The sequence below is a fragment of the Erysipelothrix sp. HDW6A genome, from assembly GCF_011400295.1.
Lineage (GTDB): Bacteria > Bacillota_I > Bacilli_A > Erysipelotrichales > Erysipelotrichaceae > Erysipelothrix.
The window spans coordinates 1,278,032-1,300,087 of the sequence record NZ_CP049859.1 but is presented as its reverse complement, the minus strand read 5'-3'; the positions used below and the strand labels follow the sequence as shown (position 1 = coordinate 1,300,087).

The window sequence follows — 22,056 nt, the reverse complement described above, 5'->3', positions numbered from 1 at the left end:
TTCGGTACGTTTTTATAATGTACCAGGTCTTTTATATGATATAATGTTTTTCGTTAAACTTATTGGAGGATTTTATGAATCTTACGAAAGCAATAATCCATACTCTTGATAGTGATCTAAAAACAATGATTCTATCACAACAACCCCTTAATTTGAACCAATCTCCGGCAGTAGAAATCTATCTAGAAAAGCTTGCAAAGGGGCTACTAAATAGCTCCGGCACGTCTAAGACTGAACTAGGTGCAAAAAGTAAATTATATTCCATAATAAACAGTCAATTTAATTTTCTAGAAACTTCTAAGGAGATAGCAAGCACCTGGTTTGATATGATACTTCATAGTAGTGATTATCAGTCATTAAACTTAGTTATCTTACAGATGGACACTGAAGAATCATCATACTTGTTGATGATTGAAGTCCCAAACAAAGAAGGGTATCTGAAGATTACTCACAACCAAACTCACACTGAAAATACAATTGTCTTTAATCAAGCAATCCTGCCATCAACTTTTTCAAGTGTACGTAACGCTTATTCATTATCATTAAGCAGTGGCGAATTAATGGTGAAGTGTGACTTAAAACATCAAGATTTTATTGAAGAGTATCTTGACTGTGAACTTCGTCCTACTACGAAAGAAGCTTTGAAGATAGTAGATGCTATGGTTCATCATATTTCTACGCTTCGAGATGAAGAGCCTTTAAACAACACAATAAAAATGCGCAATCTAGTTACAGATCACGCAGAAATATATGATGAGATTGAATCAATACAAATCATTAAAGAAGTATTTGAAGAACTGGATGATAATGAACAATCAATGATTAATACTTCCTTTGAGCATCATCGTATTCCCGAATTCTTAAATCTTAAGGATATGTCAAAAATGGCAATGGTTAAACGCCAAAGAATTAAGACAGAGTCTGGAATAGAAATAGTCTTGCCTCTTGATAGTGTTAATGTTGATGATATGATTGACATTCGTACTGATGAAACTGGTAGAGTCTCAATTCAACTCAAAAACATTGGTAAGATCATTGAAGATTAATCAATTGTACAAGCATCATCATTGCTTCATTAGCAAGTTGACGTTGTCTTCTAGAACGAGTAACTTTAAGCACTTCCTTGGGAAGTGTTTTTTTTCTTACTTGACCATGGTAGAAAACAGAGATACATACTTGATTGTCTTCTTCAGTTATTTTGATCTCACAATCATTTTTTATGTCATTTTCATATGTATTGATGGAGCCACTGATTTGGACTTCATTATCCAGTACTTGAGACATACGGTAATTTATTTCCCCATGAAGTAATTCATCATGAACATGAAGATTACTATAGTGTTTGTTTAAAAGCATAACTAGGGTTTCTTCTAATGAAGGAATGTTTAGTGAATACATAGTGTCTGAGAAAAGTTCAGAGAGTGTATCGATGAAAGGTTCATTGAGTTTGTGTCCTGTCTCTTTGTCTGAAGCCAGACTTGTAACTCGTATTGATACGCCATCAATCCCAGCATACGGTGCTATTGTTGGATTCACTTGAGATAACATTAAATCATGCACCTGTGCCTCTGCATCAGATTCTCCAATTCCCCAAAGATAAATAGTATCTGATACAAGTGTTTCTTTAGAAAATTGACTAAGATAGGGAATAAGGTGTTCATTCACCATTGCATTCATTTCGTGTGGTGGACCGGGAAGTGCTATTACAAGCTTATCATTGTGACTTACAGCAAAACCATCGGCAGTACCAACGCTGTTCTCGAAAATGATGGAACCTTTAGGATACATTGCTTGTCTGAGATTGTTATCGGACATTTGTCGGTTTCTATTCATAAAATAGTTTTGGATACGTTGCAATGACTCCTGATTGAATTCAAGTTCGACATCTAGAGCTTTAGCAATGATATCACGTGTAATATCATCATATGTTGGTCCTAGACCACCATTAAAGATAATACAGTCACTACGCGACAATGCAAGCCTTGTGACAGCTTCTATTCGTTTTGCATTATCACCAACTACAGTTTGGTAATAACAATTGATTCCAAGCTCTTTAAGGACTTTAGAAAGTGTTTGGACGTTTGTATTTAGAATATCACCAAGTAATAATTCTGTTCCTACATTAATAATTTCAGTATTCATATGATCACCTCTATAGAACTATTGTAACTCAAGCATTGTATGATTGAAACAATGTGTTATAATTGCCCTAATTGATATTAAGGAGAAATACTGTGATTCGTACTCAAAATTTAACATTAATGTTTGATGGTAAGGCATTGTTTGAAGATGTCTCCATCACATTTTCAGAAGGAAACTGCTATGGTGTCATCGGCGCCAATGGGGCAGGTAAGTCTACATTTTTAAAACTATTATCCCAAGAACTTGAACCTACTAGTGGAAGTATCGTTGTTGAGAAAAACAAGAGACTTTCTTTTTTAAAGCAAGATCACTTTGCATATGACGAGTATTCAGTGATGAATACTGTCATTATGGGCAATAGCAAATTATACGATATTATGATTGAAAAGGATGCTATCTATCAAAAGGAAGACTTTAGTGATGCTGATGGGATTCGTGCTGGTGAACTGGAAGAACAGTTTGCTGATATGGATGGCTGGAATGCGGAAACTGAAGTAGCGATGCTGCTTAACGGTCTTGGTGTCGATAAAATGTACCATGACATGATGATGTCTGATATTCCAACAGGTGATAAAGTCAAAGTCTTATTAGCACAGGCTGTTTTTGGTGAACCTGATATTCTATTATTAGATGAGCCTACTAACCACTTGGATTTAGAAGCAATTCAATGGTTAGAAGAGTTTATTATTAACTTAGACAGTACAGTAATTTTAGTCTCTCACGACCGTCACTTTTTGAATAAGACATGTACTCAAGTTGCCGATATAGATTATGGAAAGATTCAATTATTTGCTGGGAACTATGATTTCTGGTATGAATCAAGTCAACTATTAATCCGTCAAATGAAGGATGCAAATAAGAAAAAAGAAGAGAAAATTAAAGAATTACAAGCATTTATTGATCGTTTTAGTGCTAATGCTTCAAAGTCAAAGCAAGCTACATCACGTAAACAAGCACTTGCAAAAATTAATATTGAAGAAATGGTTCCTTCGAAACGTCGTTACCCATTTATAGAGTTCAAACCAAAGCGTTCTTTAGGACAATCGGTATTAACTATTTCTGATTTGTCATTTGGAATCGATGAAGAATATACTTACAATGGAATTAACCTAACAATCGCAAACGATGAGAAGGTTGCGTTTATGTGCGAAAATGAACTTGTAGTCTCGACATTCTTTGATATTGTAGCAGAGAAAAACAATGACTATGAAGGGGATGTACATTGGGGTTCAAGTGTAGAACACGGTGTCTTTTCAAGTAACTTCGCTGATGAACTGGATTTGAAAACAAGCATTACCGATTGGTTAATGGAGTTTTCTGATGAAAAAGATGTAACCTATGTACGTAGTTTCTTAGGAAGAATGCTATTTGCTGGTGATGATGCACTTAAGAATCTAAATGTGTTATCAGGTGGTGAAAAGGTTCGTGTTATGCTATCAAAACTTATGTTAGAAGGACCTAATGTACTAATATTAGATGAACCTACTAACCACTTGGATATGGAATCAATTACTGCATTAAACAATGCACTTATTCGTTTCCCATCAACATTATTAATTACATCACATGACTATCAAATCGTTGCATCAACTGTCAACCGTGTCATTGTATTTAATAATGATGGAACAATAACAGATTATCTTGGAACCATGGATGAGTTCATGGAAACACGTAACAAGGGGTAGGTTTGACCATGGCAATACTTACCTGGGTAAAAACTAATAAAGCAATTCAAGCACTTAAGGATACTTTTAAAGAAATTCGACTAGTCAATGGAATTGTTAGTATTCTAATTTTAATGTGCTTACTTGTTACCAATCACTTTCTAAGTGATGCTACGCTTATAGAAGTATTAACCGATTTCTTTCAACTATACATTACTTTATTTTCTATCTTGTTTTCATACATATTTGCCTTGAATCTTTTAAAAGGGAGACAAGTGTTGCTTTACTTTCTACTATCATCATCATAGGAGTATCTGTTTTTCTTTTAACAGAAAACTACTATATGGAAATGATACTCATTGCTCCACTATTAACCTTAGGGAATTGCTATTTATTACAAGGATTTCGTTCCTTTACCTATGGAACACGTAACTTACCTAAGGAAATTTCGAATGATATCCGTAATTTTGTAGCGTTTGTCATTGTTTCGTCAGCATTATTCCTAATATTTGCTAGTGTTCCTAATGTGATTATTGACTTAACATCTAAGATTCGATATATAATTTCATACCTAGCTTCATTTTGGGCACTATTAATTATTGTCTTAATATTAATATGGGCTAAGTTTAATGAAGTTTTCTCTGAAATTACTGCAATAATTAAGCCTGTTTGGATTTACATGTTCTTTATGAACGTCATGCTTTTATTGACAGGTACTAATAGTGTTTATGTAGGTAGTGAGATGTTAGTATTGTCTTATTTATGTATTGGTGGATTTGGAAATACACTAGGTTTATCACTAGCACTTTGCTTATTTACAAAAGATCCAACATTAAAAAATATGCGTAGAAATGTTTTAAAGGAATCCATTTTTAATCAAAACTCATTAATCCTTAATGAAGTATTGATACCTTATAAGACGTATTTCATGATACCTGTATCGATTGTTACAGTATTATCTACATGTATTGCATTTTTTGCGATAAGTTTTAACTATAGCTCCATCCCAATTTTTGTAATTCCGGAAATCTTTTCATTTATTTTTATTCCGTTTCTATCAACGAACTTAGCAATAAATAGTATACTATTAAGTGTAGGTACGATTATTCTATCATTTGCTATCTATGCTCCATTTTTAATAAGATTTGATCGTGCATTAAATGAACAATAATAAGGAGAACGACTATGAGTAGTATTTTTAGAATTAAAGAAAATATGGAACATTTGACAGGTACTGAGCGTAGGATTGCAGACTACATTATGTCAAATAAGAACAAAGTTCTGACTTTTTCCGCATTAGAACTCGGTGATGCTGTTAATGCTTCTGCAGCTGCAGTCATCAGATTTTCCAAGAAATTAGGGTATGATGGCTTTACTCATTTTAAAGTAGAACTTGCACGTGACCGTAGTGATGAGTCAACAAGTGAAGATTTTATTGATAAACTTATTGAAAGTACTGATACAGCAAAAGATATTATTGCTAAAAACCAAATGACCAATCATATTACCTTTAAGAATACTTATAAGCTTTTAGACGCAGAAGTTATGGAACAAGTAATCAACACAGTTTATAAAGCTCGACGTATCTATATATTTGGTATTGGTGGCTCTGGAATAATTGCAGAAGACTTATATCAAAAGTTTGTTCGTGTTGATCGTGAAGTCTATTACTTTACAGATTATCACTTAGCTATATCGTCACTCAGTAACATTACTGAAGAAGATGTCGTTATTTCCTTCTCGTATTCGGGCTTGACCAAAGAGATTGTTTTAGCTCAAGAAATAGCTCGTGACTTAAAAGCAACTACAATTGCTATTACCCAAGTAGGGAAGAATAACTTAGCGAAAGTATCAGATTTCGTTATTCATATCCCGAAAGAAGAACAACAACTTCGACTTGGTTCAATATCTTCCCGTTTTTCTATGTTTGTTGTATCCGATATTATCTATTTGGGTGTTGTAAGACATAACATTGAGAGCACAAGAAGTCATATTATTAAGTCCCGCGCTAACGTTACAAGTATAAATAAGAAATAAATTTCAAATAAATCATTATTAAATTGAAATTTCATTTCATTCAATCTATAATGATTGTAATGGGAGGATTTTTTATATGAAAGTTGATATAAGTAAAATTGGTACTGAACAGCAAAACGTGAACACCATGAACATTGATCGTCTTGATACATTATCAATGGTTCAATTGATTAATCGTGAAGATCAAGCTGTTATTGATGCAGTATCCGAAGCAAGTGAGCAAATTGCAAATGCTGTTGATGCAATTTATGAAACTATCCATAACGGAGGCCGTTTAGTTTATATTGGTGCAGGAACATCAGGCCGACTCGGCGTTTTAGATGCTTCAGAAGTGTTGCCTACATATGGTGTAGGGGAGGAAGCGGTTATAGGATTAATTGCAGGTGGTGACCGTGCATTGCGTCATCCTGTAGAAAATGCAGAAGATAGTACAACAATGATTGTTGACGATCTAAAAAATATCAACTTTAATGAAAAAGATATTCTCTGTGCTATTGCATCATCAGGTAGAACACCCTACTGTATTGGTGGTATCCACTATGCAAAATCACTGGGAGCACAAACAGTTTCAATTGCTTGTGTTGCTGATAGTGAAGTAGGGAAATTAGTGGATTACCCAATTGAAGCAGTTGTTGGTCAAGAAGTTGTTACAGGATCAACACGTATGAAATCAGGTTCTGCTACAAAAATGATTTTAAACATTTTATCAACAACTACAATGATTAAAATGGGTAAAGTTTATGGCAACCTAATGGTAGACGTACGCACAAGCAACGAAAAATTAATTGAACGTGCTAAAACAATCATAATTAGAGCAACTGGTGTAGCTTATGATGTTGCAGAAGATGTATTAGAAAAGAGTAACAATCATGTAAAAACAGCGATTGTTATGATTAAAACAGACTCAAACTATGAAGAAGCTAAAACACTGCTTGCAAATAATGATGACCGTATAGCAGATGCAGTTGACGCTTATGAAAACCAATAAAAAAATAGGTATCGGATTAATGTCCGGTACCTCTCTTGATGGTGTGGATGCAGTTCTAGTTGAGATTGAAAATTATGGAGTAGAGACTAAAGTTGAAGTTCTTGATTTCATCTCTTATTCAATAAGTGATGATTTAAAGCAACGCATTCTAGAGAATTGTGTTCCTGAGACTTCATCAGTTGATGCAATAACTTCTTTGAATGTTGAACTCGGGGAGTTGTGGTGTGATGCAGTACAGCATCTATTGGATCACTCATCCTGGGATCGACCTGTTGATTTTATTGCATCTCATGGACAAACAATCTACCACCAACCTAAACCACTTAATTCTTTCGTTCGATCAACATTGCAAATTGGAGATCCTTCAACACTTGCCTATCGTTTCAAAACTGATGTTGTTTTTAACTTTAGAATGATGGACATGGTTGACGGTGGGGATGGCGCTCCTTTAGTGCCATATTCAGAATACCTTCTATATCATAGTAATGAAGAAACCACTTTATTACAGAACATTGGAGGTATTGGTAACGTTACAGTCATACCTAAAGGTTCAACACTCGACGATGTAAGAGCTTTTGATACTGGACCTGGTAATATGATGATTAATGCTGCGACTGCATATTACTACAACGAAGCGTATGATAAAGATGGAAACTACGCAAAGCAAGGTAAGCTAATACCAGAGCTACTAAATAACTTATTGAAACATGACTATCTTCAAATTCAACCTCCAAAGTCAACTGGAAGAGAAATGTTTGGAGAAGAATATGTAAAGCAAATCTGTGATATATATCCTGCCTCAGCAAATGATGTAATCGCCACACTGACTCACTTTACTGCGCTAACAATATCAAATTCATACAAGCAGTTCATTATTCCAAACTTGCCTGTAGATCGTGTTGTACTGGGTGGTGGAGGAGCTTATAATCCGGTTCTTGTCAGTTTAATACAAGAATATCTTCCAGAAATACCGGTGTTAACTCAAGAATCATTAGGACACTCTAGTGATGCAAAAGAAGCGATTGCATTCGCAATTTTAGGTAATGAAACATTAAATCGACAAAGTAGTAATGTACCAAGTGCTACAGGTGCTAAGCATCATTTGATTCTTGGTCAAATTTCACCAAATCCTTGGGTATTAGAGTAGTAAAGTGTATCTTTACTACTTTTTTTATTTGTTGACAAACTATTAATAGTAAATTGGTAAAGTGAGTTAAATCTCTGAGCTGTCAATTTTACATAAGGGACCGATTAGTATGAAAGGTGCATTTCTGAAATATTTCTAGTCATAAATGAATAATATTTAATATCGATGATTATCTGTAACCAGACGGTGAATTAGATTCAATGGGATGAAATGTCTTATTATTGCTGTAAATATGAAACAAACAATGTTAAAATCTATTAGAATGATTATTAACTGAAAGAACGGATAATAAATGTAGATTAATAATGAAAATGAATAATAGAATAATTTGTGAATGCTCATTATCTAGTTAACTTAAGTACCAAATTGTGCTATTATTGTGTAGTAGAAAAACATTATGATTATGAGTAAATATTCTGATTGAAAGGAAATTGTTCAATGCTAAAACTTATTAAGAAAGTTTCTGATTTACCAAGAGAAGAGGTTAATAGTTTCTTGGATAGAAGTATGAAGGAACAAAAAAAAGTAAATGTCGTTACCGCAAATCCTGAAATCATCATGCATGGTACTCGTACTCAAGAAATTTATGATTTTTTGTTGGGCGATGACACTCTGATAACACCTGATGGTATTGGTGTTGTAAAGGCGTATAATCGTCTTTTTAATGCTGATATTGAACGCTTAGCTGGTGTTGATACAGTAAAGGATATGTTGTCGCTCATTAACACTGAAAAACGTTCGCTTTTTGTATATGGCGCAAAACAAGAAGTTCTTGATAAATTTAAAACAAAACTTGAAACTGAATATCCAAATATCATAATAAAAGGCTTGTTTAATGGCTATGACCACACCTTAGAACAAGCTCATGATTACGCTCAAGATGCACAAGCGGATTTAGTATTAATCGCACTAGGAGTTCCAAGACAAGAGTTGTTCATGATTCAGTGTGCTGACATTAATAAAGGTGTATTTATCGGTTGTGGCGGCAGCATTGATGTCTTGAGTGGCATGACGAAGCGCGCACCAAAATTAGTAATGAAACTAAATCTTGAATGGCTATACCGTATTGCATTCAAACCAAAACGAATGAAGAGATTTTGGGATAACCAGGTTATCTTCTTCTTACGTGTTTACAAGTTAGGAGCAAAGAAAAATGATTAAAGTTATGTCGATTTTCGGAACAAGACCGGAAGCAATTAAAATGTGTCCGTTGGTGAAAGAACTCGAAAGCAGAAATGAAATTAAGTCTGTTGTATGTGTCACAGGACAACATCGTGAAATGCTAGACTCTGTCTTAGAAATTTTTGATGTAAAACCTGATTATGATTTAAGTATCATGAAGCCAAAACAAACACTTTTTGATGTCACTACAGAAATACTAAACTCAATTAAAGAAGTTCTAGAAAAAGAACAACCAGATATTGTTTTAGTTCATGGAGATACATCAACTACTTTTGTTTCTGCTCTTGCTTGCTTCTATTTACAGATCCCAGTAGGTCACGTAGAGGCTGGTTTACGTACTTACAATATCTATTCGCCGTTCCCAGAAGAATTTAACAGACAAGCAGTAAGTATCATTTCATCTCTAAATTTTGCACCAACTCAACAAGCTTACGATAATCTTATTGCAGAAGGAAGAAACCCTGAACATATCGTTATTACAGGTAATACAGCGATTGATGCATTAAAAACTACAGTTAAAGAAGATTATCAAAGTGATATTACAGAATGGGCTGCAGATAGTCGCTTAATTCTTATAACTGCACATCGTCGAGAAAATATCGGTGAACCAATGCGTCAGATGTTTAAAGCAATTCGTAGAATTATTGATCAACATCCTGATACAAAGGCAGTTTATCCAATTCACATGAATCCATTAGTCAGAGAAATTGCTGATGAAATACTTGGGAATGATGACAGAATTCGAATAATTGAACCATTAGATGTTGTGGACTTTCACAATTTAATGAATAAATCATATCTAATTATTACTGATTCAGGTGGAATACAAGAAGAAGCTCCAAGTTTAGGAAAACCTGTACTTGTAATGCGTGATACAACTGAAAGACCTGAAGGTGTTGCTGCAGGTACTCTTAAGTTGGTTGGTGTTAATGAAGATGTAATCTATTCTTCATTCTATAACTTACTTAATGATGTTGATTTGTATAACTCTATGGCACAAGCACAGAATCCATATGGGGATGGCACTGCAAGCATTCAAATTGTTGACTCAATAATTAATCTTCTAAGAAAAAAATAGTAAAAAGGGGATATTATGTATTATTTTATTTTTCTATATCTATTGTTACTAAAATTTATTCCTATTAAGTCTTCGCGAAATTTCAATTCTAAAATCGTCAAGACTGTTTTAGGATTGCTTCCAATTTTACTCCTTGCGGTATTCAGGTATGGAGTTGGAGCTGATTATTTTTCGTACAATTATATATATGAAAAATTAATATATAATTCCGTCAATATTGTTCGAAATGAATTTCCAAACACAGATTTAGGTTTCCTGTATTTCATGAAATTGTTTACGAATACAGGGCTTAGTTATCAATACTTCGTTGCTCTTCTATCAGCGATTCAAATTAGTGCTGTTGGAGTTTGGATTGTTCGTAATTCGAAAGACGAAGGTCTATCTATTATCATTTACTACGCAATGTTCTTATTTGTGTGGAACTTCAGTGCATTACGCCAAGGCTTGGTGATTTCACTTTCATTATTGTTGTTGTTTGATAAAAATCAAAAGCATTCGATTATTCTTTCAGTGATAGGTATTGGTCTTTTTTCACTTATACACTCAAGTGCACTAATTCTATACTTAATACTGATTATCCAACGTCTTGACTTTAGTAAGCGTTCAATATTAATCATCTTTGTAGGAAGTATACTCTTTAGTGTTTTACCATTAACTCAGCTTCTTAGTCCATTCTCATCAATTGGAATAGTGTCACGTTTTATGGAATACGCTAGTGGAGGGGGCATTCGAAACCTCGTTACTTTTGCATCCTTGGCTAGAATTGTTATTTTTGTAGGAACGGTATTGTTCTACGATGTTATAACAAAAGATCTTGATGATAAAAAGCTAGTTGATATATTTCTTATTGGATTCTCAGTTTATTTCCTACTATCATTTGCGCCAGTAGCAGCAGGACGTTTCGCAATATATTTTTACTTCTTAGCTGTATTGGTGTTCCCAATGATTACACAAGGAACTTATGGAGAATACTCACGGCTAAGTTACTTGGTATCGCCAATAATTTATCTAGTTTTAATTTCATTCTTAGGTTTATCTTTTATGAAAGAATTAAGTTCGATGGTATACCAATCAGAATATATAAAGACTGATAAACTAACAAATTACACAAATGTTTTTAATAAAGAAACTCCTGAATTTAAAAGCATCTATGCATTTCTTGTAGGGTTAATTGATGATGAGAACGAGCTATTATCTAATGAGATCAAACTAGAACCTAATAAATCCAATAACATTGTATCTGCAACTAAAGATGATAACTATTATTCTGTTTGGTCAGAATCACACCAAGGATATATAATCATTAATCAAAAAGGAGAACGCGTGACTGATTTTCTATCATCAGTTCCTGTGCCAATTTATGGTGAAATTGTTCAAAAATATAACCTTTATGAAGGCTATCCTGTGTATCAGTTTGAAAACATTATCACAGGGGAGCGTATTGATAAAGTATACGTTACAGACTCACTAATTCAATCCTTCTATCAAGATGTAGAGTTTCCTGTTCATCAACAAATTTCAATTGATGAGCTTGATGAACAAGTATTGAATTTATTTGAAGAACGGGATCAGATTTCATTGATTGAACAAAAATGGTTTGTTGACTCAATGTACTACATATACGAAGTGACCTATTATGGTGCAAGATTTGATGTCTATACTGATTTAAATAATAAACCATTTGTAAATCAATTCTTTGCTTCACGAAATAGAATTAAAAATAAAGACTTTATTATTGTCGAAGGCATGCATACTCGACAAATTTATAACTTAAATAACGAACTCATCTGGATTGAACCCTCGTTATCAACTGAAAACTAAAAGGCTGGTGAACTTATGAAAGTGCTATTTCTAAACTCTACACACGAAGGTGTTATATCAAAAGGTATTTATGCAGATTTAATGCATCATTTTGTGTTGCAGGGTCATCACGTTACAATAGCTTATAGCACTGATAAACCTGAACATGCGATATCACCTGAATATATCAACGATAAGACACGTTATATCGCAAGTAAATCAGCTAAAATGACAAAAAATCGTAATATGATCCAAAAAGGTCTTGCAACAGTAATGTTTGACAGTATATTTTGTAGAACGATACGTGAAGAACTTCATAATGAATCATTTGACTTAGTGTTGTATTCAACACCGCCTGTTACAATTGTAAAAACTTTGAAATATCTAAAAAGTAGAAATCCAGATGCATTCTTCTATTTAATGTTAAAGGATATATTTCCACAAAATGCTATTGATTTGAATATCATGAGAAAAAATGGCCCAGTTTATCACTATTTCAAAAGACAAGAGCGTAAGCTCTATGAGTTGTCAGATTTTATTGGGACAATGTCACCAGCTAATCTTCAATATATTCTTAACAACAATCCACAATTAAATGCCAAAACAGGAATTTTGCCTAATACAATAACTTTGGAAGACAATAATTATAGTAGTTTAACAAAAGAAGATTTAGGGTTTCCTGATTCCATGAAGTTATTATTCTATGGAGGGAACTTAGGTTTACCGCAGTCAGTACCTTTTATCTTAGAATGCTTTGAAAAAATAGAAAACAGGAATGATGTCGGCTTAGTTATTGTTGGTAGTGGAGCTATGGATTATTTGATAACTGACTATATTAGTAGTAAGAAACCAACTAATTTGTTTTATTCAAAACACAAACCATTTAATGAGTATATGAATGTAATGAATGTCTGTGACATAGGTTTGATTTTCTTGGATTATCGCTTTACTATCCCGAACTTCCCTCAAAGACTTCTTAGTTATATGGCTCAAAAACTTCCAGTAGTATGTGCAACTGATAGAAGTAGTGATATGGGCCGTATTGCGGAAGAGAACAAGTTTGGATATTATGTTCCAAGCAATGATTCTAACCTGTGGCTAAAGACCATCAATACAATTTTAAGTGATGAAGTTCATATTAAAGAGCTTGGAGAAAATGGTTATAATTATCTTGTAGATAATTATACAAGTACTCAAGCTTATGACACTATCATTTCACAAATGGAGGCAATCAAATATGGAAATAAAAAATAGCATCGTTTTAATTACAGGAGGAACTGGTTCATTTGGTCATGCAGTTGCACGTCGACTACTTAAAGACAATCAGATAAAAGAACTTAGAATTCTTTCAAGAGATGAGAAAAAACAGGATGATATGCGTAAAGAATTTCATGATGATCGCTTAAAGTTCTATATTGGTGACGTACGTGATAAATCATCACTTATCCATGCTATGAGAGGTGTAGACTTTTTATTCCATGCAGCAGCTTTAAAACAGGTTCCTTCATGCGAATTTTTCCCAATTGAAGCAGTTAAAACCAATGTCCTTGGAACTGACAATGTACTCGAAGTAGCTATAGAAAATCATGTAAAGAAAGTAGTCTGTCTATCAACTGACAAAGCTGCTTATCCTATCAATGCAATGGGAATATCAAAAGCAATGATGGAAAAGACATTTATTGCTAAAGCCCGTTTAGCACAAGAAACAGGCACAGTAATATGTGGTACTCGTTATGGTAACGTTATGGCTTCTCGCGGCTCAGTAATCCCATTGTTTTTAGACCAAATACGTTCAGGTAAACAACTAACCTTAACTAATCCCAATATGACACGTTTTTTAATGTCCCTTGATGAAGCAGTTGATTTAGTACTATTTGCATTTAACAATGGAAAACCAGGAGATTTATTTGTTCAAAAGTCACCTGCAAGTACAATTTCAGATTTAGCGGAAGCAATTCTTGAATTAACTCAATCTAATGTAGGTACTCGAATTATCGGTACACGTCATGGTGAAAAAATCTATGAAACGCTCTTAACAAAAGAAGAATACGTAAAATCAGTTGATTTAGGAAATTACTATCGTATTCCTATGGACCAACGCGACTTAAATTATGATAAGTATTTCATTGATGGAGAAGAACTCGTAACCGAAGAAGAATATAACTCCCATAATACACACCGTCTTAATAAAGCAGAAATAATCGAAAAATTGCAGACACTCTATGAAATTCAGGATGAAATAAAGGATTTTATACAATGAAAATATTAGTTACAGGTGCTGCTGGTTTTGTTGGTAAGAACGTAACAAGCTCACTTCATAATCACGGTTATGAAGTTTTTGCTTACAATAAAGATGATTCATTAGAAGAACTTGATAACTATCTCAAGGAATCTGATTTCATTATTCATCTTGCAGGAGTGAATCGTCCAGAAAATGTTGAAGACTACTATAGAGGCAATTCTGATTTTACAGATTACTTATGCAAACAATTACTAACATTCAATCGTAAGACGCCAATATTGCTATCAAGCAGTATTCAGGCATCTTTAGACAACCCATATGGTAAGAGTAAATTGCTCGCTGAACAAACAATTATCGACTATTCAATCAGTTCTGGAGCTGAAGTGTTTATTTATCGTTTCCATAATCTTTTTGGAAAATGGTCTACTCCAAACTACAATTCAGTGATTGCCACTTGGTGCTATAACATCAGTAGAAATATTCCAATAAGTATTAATAATCCAGATACTGAAATTACACTTGAATATATTGATGATGTCGTAACAGAGATGATTAGTACTTTAAAGGGTAGTCCAAATCGAATCGATACGTACTACTGTTCTGTTTCAAAGAACTATGAGACTAAACTTGGCTCTATTGCGCAAACTCTTCAATCATTTAAGGAAGGTCGAAGCTCATTAGTGATTCCAAACCTGGGAGACGAACTCATTAAGAAACTTTACAGTACATATTTGAGTTATTTGGATCCTAAAGATTTTTCATACAGTTTAGTAAGTCACATCGATGAGCGTGGCAGTTTTACTGAGTTTCTTAAATCAAGTGACAGAGGTCAAGTAAGTATTAATGTATCAAAGCCTGGTATTACTAAAGGAAACCATTGGCATCATACTAAACATGAGAAGTTTCTTGTAGTAAGGGGAGAGGGAGTCATTAAATTAAGAGAAATTGACTCTGATACTGTATATTCCTATAAAGTATCAGGAGATGAACTTAATGTTATTGATATTCCTGCAGGTTATACTCATTCTATTGTCAATGAGAGTAACGAAGACTTAATAACAATTATTTGGGTCAATGAGATATTTGATCAAAATAATCCAGATACATACACCATGGAGGTTTAAAATGAAAAAATTAAAAGTTATGACCGTGGTCGGTACACGACCAGAAATTATTCGACTTTCAGCTGTTATCAACCGTTTAGAGTCATCAAGCGCTATTGAACATGTTCTTGTTCATACAGGTCAAAATTATGACTATGAGCTTAACGAGGTTTTCTTTAATGATTTCAAAATTAAGAAACCTGATTACTTCCTTGATACTGCTACAGGACAGCCTATTGGAACAATTGGTAATATTCTTGTTAAAATTGAACCAATACTAGAGTCTGTAAAACCTGATGCATTCCTAGTACTAGGAGATACAAACAGCTGTCTATGTGCTATTGCAGCCAAGCGTCTTCAAATTCCTATTTTCCATATGGAAGCAGGGAATCGTTGTTTTGATCAACGTGTCCCTGAAGAAACTAATCGTAAAATAGTAGACCATATTTCAGATATTAACCTAACATACAGTGATATTGCTCGTGAATACCTTTTACGTGAAGGCTTATCTGCAGATAGAATCATAAAAACAGGAAGTCCAATGTATGAAGTTCTTCAATCCCGAAAAGAAGATATTGAAGCAAATACAATCTTGGAACGCCTAAATTTAAAAGAGGGACACTATTTTGTGGTTTCTGCTCACCGGGATGAGAACATAAATTCACGAACAAATTTTATGAACTTAGTAGAAACACTTAATACAGTTGCCGAGAAATATAACTATCCTGTAATAGTAAGTACACATCCACGCACAAAGAACATGATTGAGAAACTTAATATAGAGTTCCATCCTAATGTGCAAATTCTTAAACCACTTGGATTCAATGACTATGTAACCTTACAACTTCATTCTAAGGCTACATTAAGTGATAGTGGTACTATATCTGAAGAATCATCGATACTTGGTTTTAAAGCGTTAAACCTGAGAGAGGCACACGAGCGTCCAGAAGCAATGGAAGAGGCAAGTGTTATGATGGTTGGCTTACACAAAGATCGCGTGCTACAAGGACTAGAAGTGCTTGAAACTCAAGAAATATCTACATTACGTCATGTCTCAGACTATAGCATGCCAAATGTTTCGGAAAAAGTGCTTCGTATCATCCTTTCATACACCGACTATATAAATAGAGTAGTCTGGCAAAAACGATGAAAATTCTTTTTATTAATTCAGTTGTAGATTACGGAAGCACCGGGAAGTTAGTTCGAGACATTGCAAATGCATCCAAGCAAGCAGGTCACGATGTTTTAGTTGCGTATGGCCGATATCCTCAAGAGAATTCAGAAGATACGTTCTATTTTGGAAGTAAAATTTCTACATACTGGCATGTACTTATGACTCGTCTTCTTGGGAGACACGGTTTGCATTCTAGTTTAGAGACAAAGAAATTAATAAAAGTAATCGATGAGTATAATCCTGAGGTAATACATTTACACAATCTTCATGGATACTACCTCAATGTGAGAATGCTATTTAACTATTTAAAGACACGACCACAGACCAAGATTCTATGGACTCTACATGATTGCTGGTCTTTCAGTGGAAGCAGCGCTTACTTCTCGTATTCAGGTTGTAAAGTTTGGGATAAAGGATGTGTTGAGTGTAATACTACTCGAGAGTATCCAGAGTCTTTGGGGTTTTCAAATCAAAAATACAACTTCAATTGGAAAAAAGAAGCTTTTTCTAATATAAATAACTTAACAATTCTTACACCTTCAGACTGGTTAAAACAATTAACCGAACAAACTTTCTTAAATTCTTATAAAATAAAGAGAATTTATAACGGAATTGACCTCCAGGTTTTTAGACCACTTAAAAATGAATCAAACTCTACAGAAATTAACCTACTAGGTGTTGCAAACATTTGGGAGAAACGTAAAGGACTGGATGATTTTATTGAATTAAGCAAGCGACTACCAGAGGACTACAAGATCACACTTATTGGATTATCAAAACAACAGTGTGAGGGACTACCATCCTCAATCAAAGGCATCACGAGAACGGAAAATGTATCAGAATTAGTGGAATACTATTCAAATGCAGATATTTATCTAAACCTCAGTCAAGAAGAAACGATGGGTCTTACTACTGTTGAAGCTTTAGCATGTGGAACTCCTGTTATCGTGTATGATCAGACAGCAGTACCCGAAATAGTAGGGGACGAGGTTGGATTAGTTGTTAAAGCTAATGATATAGATTTACTAGCAACAAGTATACAGAATTTTGATTTTGTTCGTTATTCATCTGAAGCTTGTCGAGAATACTCTTTTAAGTTTTCAAAAGAGAAAATGATAGAAAATTATCTTAAGGAAATAGAGAAATTATGAGTGATATTAAAGATATTCAAAGAGAAGAACTACGAATTTTAAAGACTTTTGACACCATTTGTAAGAAACATAACATCACCTATACTTTGGCATACGGAACCTTAATTGGTGCAATGCGTCATCAAGGTTTTATTCCATGGGACGATGATGTCGATACAGTTATGACAAGAGAGTCTTATGACTATTTAAAAACTATCATTGAAGACGAACTACCCGACGATATGTTTTTTACTGATGGAGACGTTGAAGATCAATACTGGTATGGTTTCGGGAAAATACGAAGTAAAAATATTGAAATGAAAGAAAAATCGACAACATATACGGGAATTAATCAAGGAGTCTGGATTGATATTTTCCCATTTGATGCACTTCCAAATGACCCAGTAGAGAAAGCGGAATTCATTCACAGAATTAAGAACTTGCATAATAAGTTTGTAATGTTTGTGTATACTTACGCTTCACCGAAACAAAATTTACCGAATCGCTTAATTCGTGGTTCACTTAGATTCTTTAATATTCTTACACACCGTTGGAATCCATTCCTTAAGAAATGGTATCAGGAGAGAGAAGCACTCATGACTCGCTACAATTCTGATCAATCGCTTCAGTATCTTACTTGTTTATGTGACAATGTCAAAGAGGAAGACTATGATTTACTTAAGATCAGTAAAGATGAGCTTCATGATGTAATTTATGTGGATTTCGAAGGAGAAAAGTTTCCTGTTCCTCGTGCATACGATAGAATTCTAAGCTCATTTTATGGTGATTGGAGAAGTTTACCACCTTTAGATGAAAGAGTCTCAAATCATACATTTGAGTGATTTTTCACATCGTTTGAAACCTTGTGATGTACAGATGTAAGTGATATAATCTTAATGATTTTAGAAAGGCAAGATATATTATGAAAGTTAGTGTAATTGTACCGGTTTATAACGTAGAGACGCTCCTTGAGCGTTGTCTTACTTCATTGGTAAATCAGACAATCAATGATTTTGAAATTATTGTTATTAATGATGGACCAACAGATGGAAGTGCCGAAATTGTACATCGCTTCGCGTCAGAATATCCTGATCTTTTTAAAGTAATCGATCAAAAAAATAGTGGTTTAAGTGCAAGTAGAAACCGTGGTGTTGAAAGAGCTACAGGAAAATACATCTATTTTATCGATAGTGATGACTACATTAAGAACGATACGCTTGAGATAATGATTAATCTTGCTGAGAAACACAATCTGGATTATATTGTTGATGGATTTGAGCAAGTAGATGAGCAGGGGAACTATCTTGAACTCTACAAAATAGATTCTGTGCCTGTTAATGAAGTTATTAATCCTCAAGAAAACCGAAATTTGTTCCATATTCACAATGCTGTATGGAATCGTCTATATCTACGTGATAATTTAATTAACAACAACTTAAATTTCAAAGAAGGAATATGGTATGAAGACTTACTATACAGTCATCAATACTATATTTATTCTCAACGAGCAATGGTAATTAATCACCAGGCTCTATACTATGTTCAAAGAGAAGGCTCTATTATGGCGTCTCTTGGTTCTGAGAAGAACAAGGATATTGTTACTGTCTTTAAAGAACTTATTAAGTTTTATGAAAAAAATAATCTCTATAATGAATATAGAGACGATATAGAAAAATTAGCAATTAATCAATTTTATATACCAACCATGGTTCGCTTAATTCGTGCAAACAACCGCCAACTCGCAAAAGAGATTGACAAAGAATTTAGAAACATGTTTCCGAATTACAAATCAAATCATGCTGTCAAAGAATTAAACATTAAGCATCGACTTATTTTTAATTTGCTCAACATAAGGTTGTACGGTCCAATTGCTTTAATGTTTAAATTTAGATAGGTGAATACATGAAAAGTTATATAAATTCAAATGAACGTTTTAGTTCACGACAAACATTGATATTCTTATCAATAATTGTGGTGATACAACCTGTGTTGGACATAGCATCATTTTTTGCTTCGAATGCCAATGTCAGCGCTATTTCAACTATTGCAAGATTTGCTCTACTAGCAGTTGTAACCTTGTATGGTTTTATAATATCCGACAAGAAAAAGCACTATTATATCCTAATAGGATTACTGAGTGTCTTTTTTACTGCTCATTTTATTGCAAACTATGTTTCGGGATATCAATCGATTATGTCTGATATTGCGATGTATTTACGCGTTGTTCAACTTCCTTTATTCTATTTAGCATTTAATGATATCTTCCGACAAATAAAAGCAGACTATGATTCAGAAGAAGTCACTAAAATCGCTAATGTATTAATTGTTGTAAACCTAATCATTATTTCGCTTTCAATTGTCCTAAGCTACCTGCTTGGTATTCCTGAATTTACATATTACAATGCTACAGTAGGTGCATTTGGAGTTAAAGGATGGTTCCTTACAGGTAATTCTCAAAGTGTAATTATTTGTGTTATCGCAAGTATTACCTTATTAGTTTCCATTAAAGCAAAAAACATCATTATTTCAATAGTGCTTATTGCTTTAAGCATTGCGAGTTTATTCTTCTTTGGAACAAAACTTACATTCTATTCAATATTCCTTATTGGAGCTGCATTAATAGTCATTACTCTGTTATCCAAAAATAAACACTGGTTAAAACTCGGTTTAGTTGTCCTTAGTTTAGGGATTGTTTACGTATGTAAAGATTACTCACCAATGCATATTAATACATACTATACAAATATTGCATTTGATGAGTGGCAAAATGAGATTAATGATATTGAAACTGAGGTTGCAAAACCAGACCCTGGAAAACCTGAATCAAATCTAACCGGTAAGGATTACTTCTTAGAGAATGTTGACTTATATACAAAAGTTTATAGTCTATATACCAAGGATTTAGTAGAACAATTCGGAATTGAAAAGGTTGCAGAAAAATACAACTACAGTCTCAATGCAGATTCACTTATTAATAACCGTAATTCAAAGTTAGTTGCCGTTTCTTTAGTTTATGATCAGTCGAGTACAGCACAACATCTCTTTGGTTTTGAACAAGCAGCTTATACAATTGGTGGTACTAACTATGATTTAGAAAATGATCTACATGGTATATTCTATTCTTACGGTTACATTGGTTTTGCGATTTATATTTCATTGTTTATTTATATATTAATTCGTGGAATAGGGAACTACTTCTTTGTTAAAGAAAATCGTTTCAACGAAAATCTTGGGATTTACTTAGTAGCCTTAGTATTAATTCTGGGGGCGGCTCAATTTTCAGGTAATGTATTAAAACGTCCCAACGTGCTTTTCTATATTTCCTATATATTAAGTTTAATCACAATAAGTACATTCTCATTTAAAGAAATGAAACAAAAGAATGCAAAAAGAAGAATTCCAGAAAGTAGGTAACATGATGGTAAAAGTTAGTATAGTTGTCCCAGTATATAACACTGGTGATTATTTAATTAAATGTCTTGATTCAATTGTAAATCAAACTCTTGATAATTATGAAGTAATAATAACTAATGACGGTTCTACAGATCATTCACCTGATATTATCAATAAGTATGCTCAAAATTATCCTGATTTAATAAAGGTTATCAACCAAGAAAATCAAGGACTATCAGCAGCTCGAAACAATGCGCTAAAACTTGCACAAGGTAAGTACTACGCATTTGTCGATAGTGATGACTGGGTCGATTTAGATATGTATGAAGTAATGTACAATGAAGCAGAAGAAAACAATCAAGACATTGTGATTTGTGATATGGTTGACCATTTTGTTGATCATGAAATATATCATCAATCATCAACATTTGAAAGCAAGTACACAGTTACTCCGTCAGCTTGTAATAAAATGTTCCGTGCAGAATTTGTAGGTGATAGCCGATTCCCATTAGGACTCTGGTATGAAGATTTTTCTTTTACTACAAAATTGCTTTTCCAAACCGAAAAAATAGGTACAATTCATCGTGGGATGTATCACTGTCATAATCGTGAAGTCTCAATAATGAATAATGAAAACTCAGAAAAGAATTTAGACATGATTACTGTTCTTGATGATTTGAAGGATTTCTTAATTTCTAAAAATTTATGGAATGATTTAGCCTATGTTCATAACTATTTTATTGTTGATCATGTGCTTATTACAACAATCAATAGAATTACACTCCATAATAACAAAGAAAAAAATAACGTTATTCGTAAATTCAGAGATTATGCCAAGTCAAATCAAGTAAACATAAATAAGGCAAAATCAGATTTCAATATACCTTCAAAGAGAATATTGGTAGCTAAACTCAATTATTTAGGATTTAATAGTTTATCGAAACTTATTTTAGATATTGCAAAGAAAATCAAATAG

At 33.5% G+C, this 22,056-nt stretch carries 20 protein-coding genes; 19 read left to right on the top strand and 1 reads right to left on the bottom strand.

The genetic code is table 11. From position 1 onward, the window contains the following. The first annotated feature begins 74 nt into the window (after positions 1-74). Entirely contained in the window at positions 75-1,046 is a 972-nt protein-coding gene (locus tag G7059_RS06610) for a nucleoid-associated protein (protein ID WP_166081299.1), read from the top strand. Here G7059_RS06610 and G7059_RS06605 read toward each other — a convergent pair. Beyond that, positions 1,033-2,142 carry a CinA family nicotinamide mononucleotide deamidase-related protein gene (locus tag G7059_RS06605; protein WP_166081298.1) on the bottom strand — a complete coding sequence of 370 codons (1,110 nt, stop codon included), beginning with the start codon at positions 2,140-2,142 and terminating at the stop codon, positions 1,033-1,035. The genes G7059_RS06610 and G7059_RS06605 overlap by 14 nt on opposite strands. A gap of 92 nt (positions 2,143-2,234) precedes the next feature. Between G7059_RS06605 and G7059_RS06600 the strand changes: the two genes are divergently transcribed. The 18 genes from G7059_RS06600 to G7059_RS06520 all read left to right on the top strand — a co-directional run bounded on the left by G7059_RS06600 (position 2,235) and on the right by G7059_RS06520 (position 22,056). Then, positions 2,235-3,827, top strand: coding sequence for an ABC-F family ATP-binding cassette domain-containing protein (locus G7059_RS06600; protein WP_166081297.1), 1,593 nt, complete (start codon positions 2,235-2,237; stop codon positions 3,825-3,827). A gap of 8 nt (positions 3,828-3,835) precedes the next feature. Further along, on the top strand, positions 3,836-4,114 hold the full coding sequence (locus G7059_RS10420) for a hypothetical protein (RefSeq protein WP_205700191.1): 279 nt from the start codon (positions 3,836-3,838) through the stop codon (positions 4,112-4,114). A gap of 35 nt (positions 4,115-4,149) precedes the next feature. Beyond that, on the top strand, positions 4,150-4,977 hold the full coding sequence (locus G7059_RS06595) for a hypothetical protein (protein ID WP_166081295.1): 828 nt from the start codon (positions 4,150-4,152) through the stop codon (positions 4,975-4,977). Positions 4,978-4,991: 14 nt separating this feature from the next. Further along, on the top strand, positions 4,992-5,843 hold the full coding sequence (locus tag G7059_RS06590) for a MurR/RpiR family transcriptional regulator (protein WP_166081294.1): 852 nt from the start codon (positions 4,992-4,994) through the stop codon (positions 5,841-5,843). A gap of 76 nt (positions 5,844-5,919) precedes the next feature. After that, complete coding sequence (gene murQ, locus G7059_RS06585) at positions 5,920-6,831, top strand: N-acetylmuramic acid 6-phosphate etherase (protein WP_166081293.1); 912 nt, start codon at positions 5,920-5,922, stop codon at positions 6,829-6,831. After that, positions 6,818-7,978, top strand: coding sequence for an anhydro-N-acetylmuramic acid kinase AnmK (gene anmK, locus G7059_RS06580; protein WP_166081292.1), 1,161 nt, complete (start codon positions 6,818-6,820; stop codon positions 7,976-7,978). The genes murQ and anmK overlap by 14 nt, the downstream gene beginning before the upstream one ends. Before the next feature lie 438 nt (positions 7,979-8,416). After that, the gene (locus G7059_RS06575) at positions 8,417-9,139 is read left to right on the top strand and encodes a WecB/TagA/CpsF family glycosyltransferase (RefSeq protein WP_166081291.1); all 723 of its coding nucleotides are present in this window, start codon (positions 8,417-8,419) and stop codon (positions 9,137-9,139) included. After that, positions 9,132-10,238: a non-hydrolyzing UDP-N-acetylglucosamine 2-epimerase gene (gene wecB, locus G7059_RS06570; protein WP_166081290.1), complete on the top strand. Its 1,107-nt coding sequence runs from the start codon at positions 9,132-9,134 to the stop codon at positions 10,236-10,238. The genes G7059_RS06575 and wecB (G7059_RS06570) overlap by 8 nt, the downstream gene beginning before the upstream one ends. Before the next feature lie 15 nt (positions 10,239-10,253). Then, the gene (locus G7059_RS06565; RefSeq protein ID WP_166081289.1) at positions 10,254-12,059 is read left to right on the top strand and encodes an EpsG family protein; all 1,806 of its coding nucleotides are present in this window, start codon (positions 10,254-10,256) and stop codon (positions 12,057-12,059) included. Between the two features lie 15 nt (positions 12,060-12,074). Further along, positions 12,075-13,292: a glycosyltransferase family 4 protein gene (locus tag G7059_RS06560; RefSeq protein ID WP_166081288.1), complete on the top strand. Its 1,218-nt coding sequence runs from the start codon at positions 12,075-12,077 to the stop codon at positions 13,290-13,292. Then, on the top strand, positions 13,276-14,298 hold the full coding sequence (locus G7059_RS06555; RefSeq protein ID WP_166081287.1) for a polysaccharide biosynthesis protein: 1,023 nt from the start codon (positions 13,276-13,278) through the stop codon (positions 14,296-14,298). The genes G7059_RS06560 and G7059_RS06555 overlap by 17 nt, the downstream gene beginning before the upstream one ends. Further along, positions 14,295-15,404: an NAD-dependent epimerase/dehydratase family protein gene (locus G7059_RS06550; protein ID WP_166081286.1), complete on the top strand. Its 1,110-nt coding sequence runs from the start codon at positions 14,295-14,297 to the stop codon at positions 15,402-15,404. The genes G7059_RS06555 and G7059_RS06550 overlap by 4 nt, the downstream gene beginning before the upstream one ends. Before the next feature lies 1 nt (position 15,405). Then, positions 15,406-16,533: a non-hydrolyzing UDP-N-acetylglucosamine 2-epimerase gene (gene wecB, locus G7059_RS06545; protein ID WP_166081285.1), complete on the top strand. Its 1,128-nt coding sequence runs from the start codon at positions 15,406-15,408 to the stop codon at positions 16,531-16,533. Beyond that, positions 16,530-17,708: a glycosyltransferase gene (locus G7059_RS06540; protein ID WP_166081284.1), complete on the top strand. Its 1,179-nt coding sequence runs from the start codon at positions 16,530-16,532 to the stop codon at positions 17,706-17,708. Before wecB (G7059_RS06545) ends, G7059_RS06540 begins: the two co-directional genes overlap by 4 nt. Continuing rightward, complete coding sequence (locus G7059_RS06535) at positions 17,705-18,529, top strand: phosphorylcholine transferase LicD (protein ID WP_166081283.1); 825 nt, start codon at positions 17,705-17,707, stop codon at positions 18,527-18,529. Before G7059_RS06540 ends, G7059_RS06535 begins: the two co-directional genes overlap by 4 nt. 80 nt (positions 18,530-18,609) lie before the next feature. Next, positions 18,610-19,581, top strand: coding sequence for a glycosyltransferase (locus tag G7059_RS06530; protein ID WP_166081282.1), 972 nt, complete (start codon positions 18,610-18,612; stop codon positions 19,579-19,581). Between the two features lie 8 nt (positions 19,582-19,589). After that, positions 19,590-21,101: an O-antigen ligase family protein gene (locus G7059_RS06525; protein WP_166081281.1), complete on the top strand. Its 1,512-nt coding sequence runs from the start codon at positions 19,590-19,592 to the stop codon at positions 21,099-21,101. Then, positions 21,070-22,056 (top strand): glycosyltransferase, encoded by a 987-nt coding sequence (locus tag G7059_RS06520; RefSeq protein ID WP_205700190.1) that lies wholly within the window; start codon positions 21,070-21,072, stop codon positions 22,054-22,056. Before G7059_RS06525 ends, G7059_RS06520 begins: the two co-directional genes overlap by 32 nt.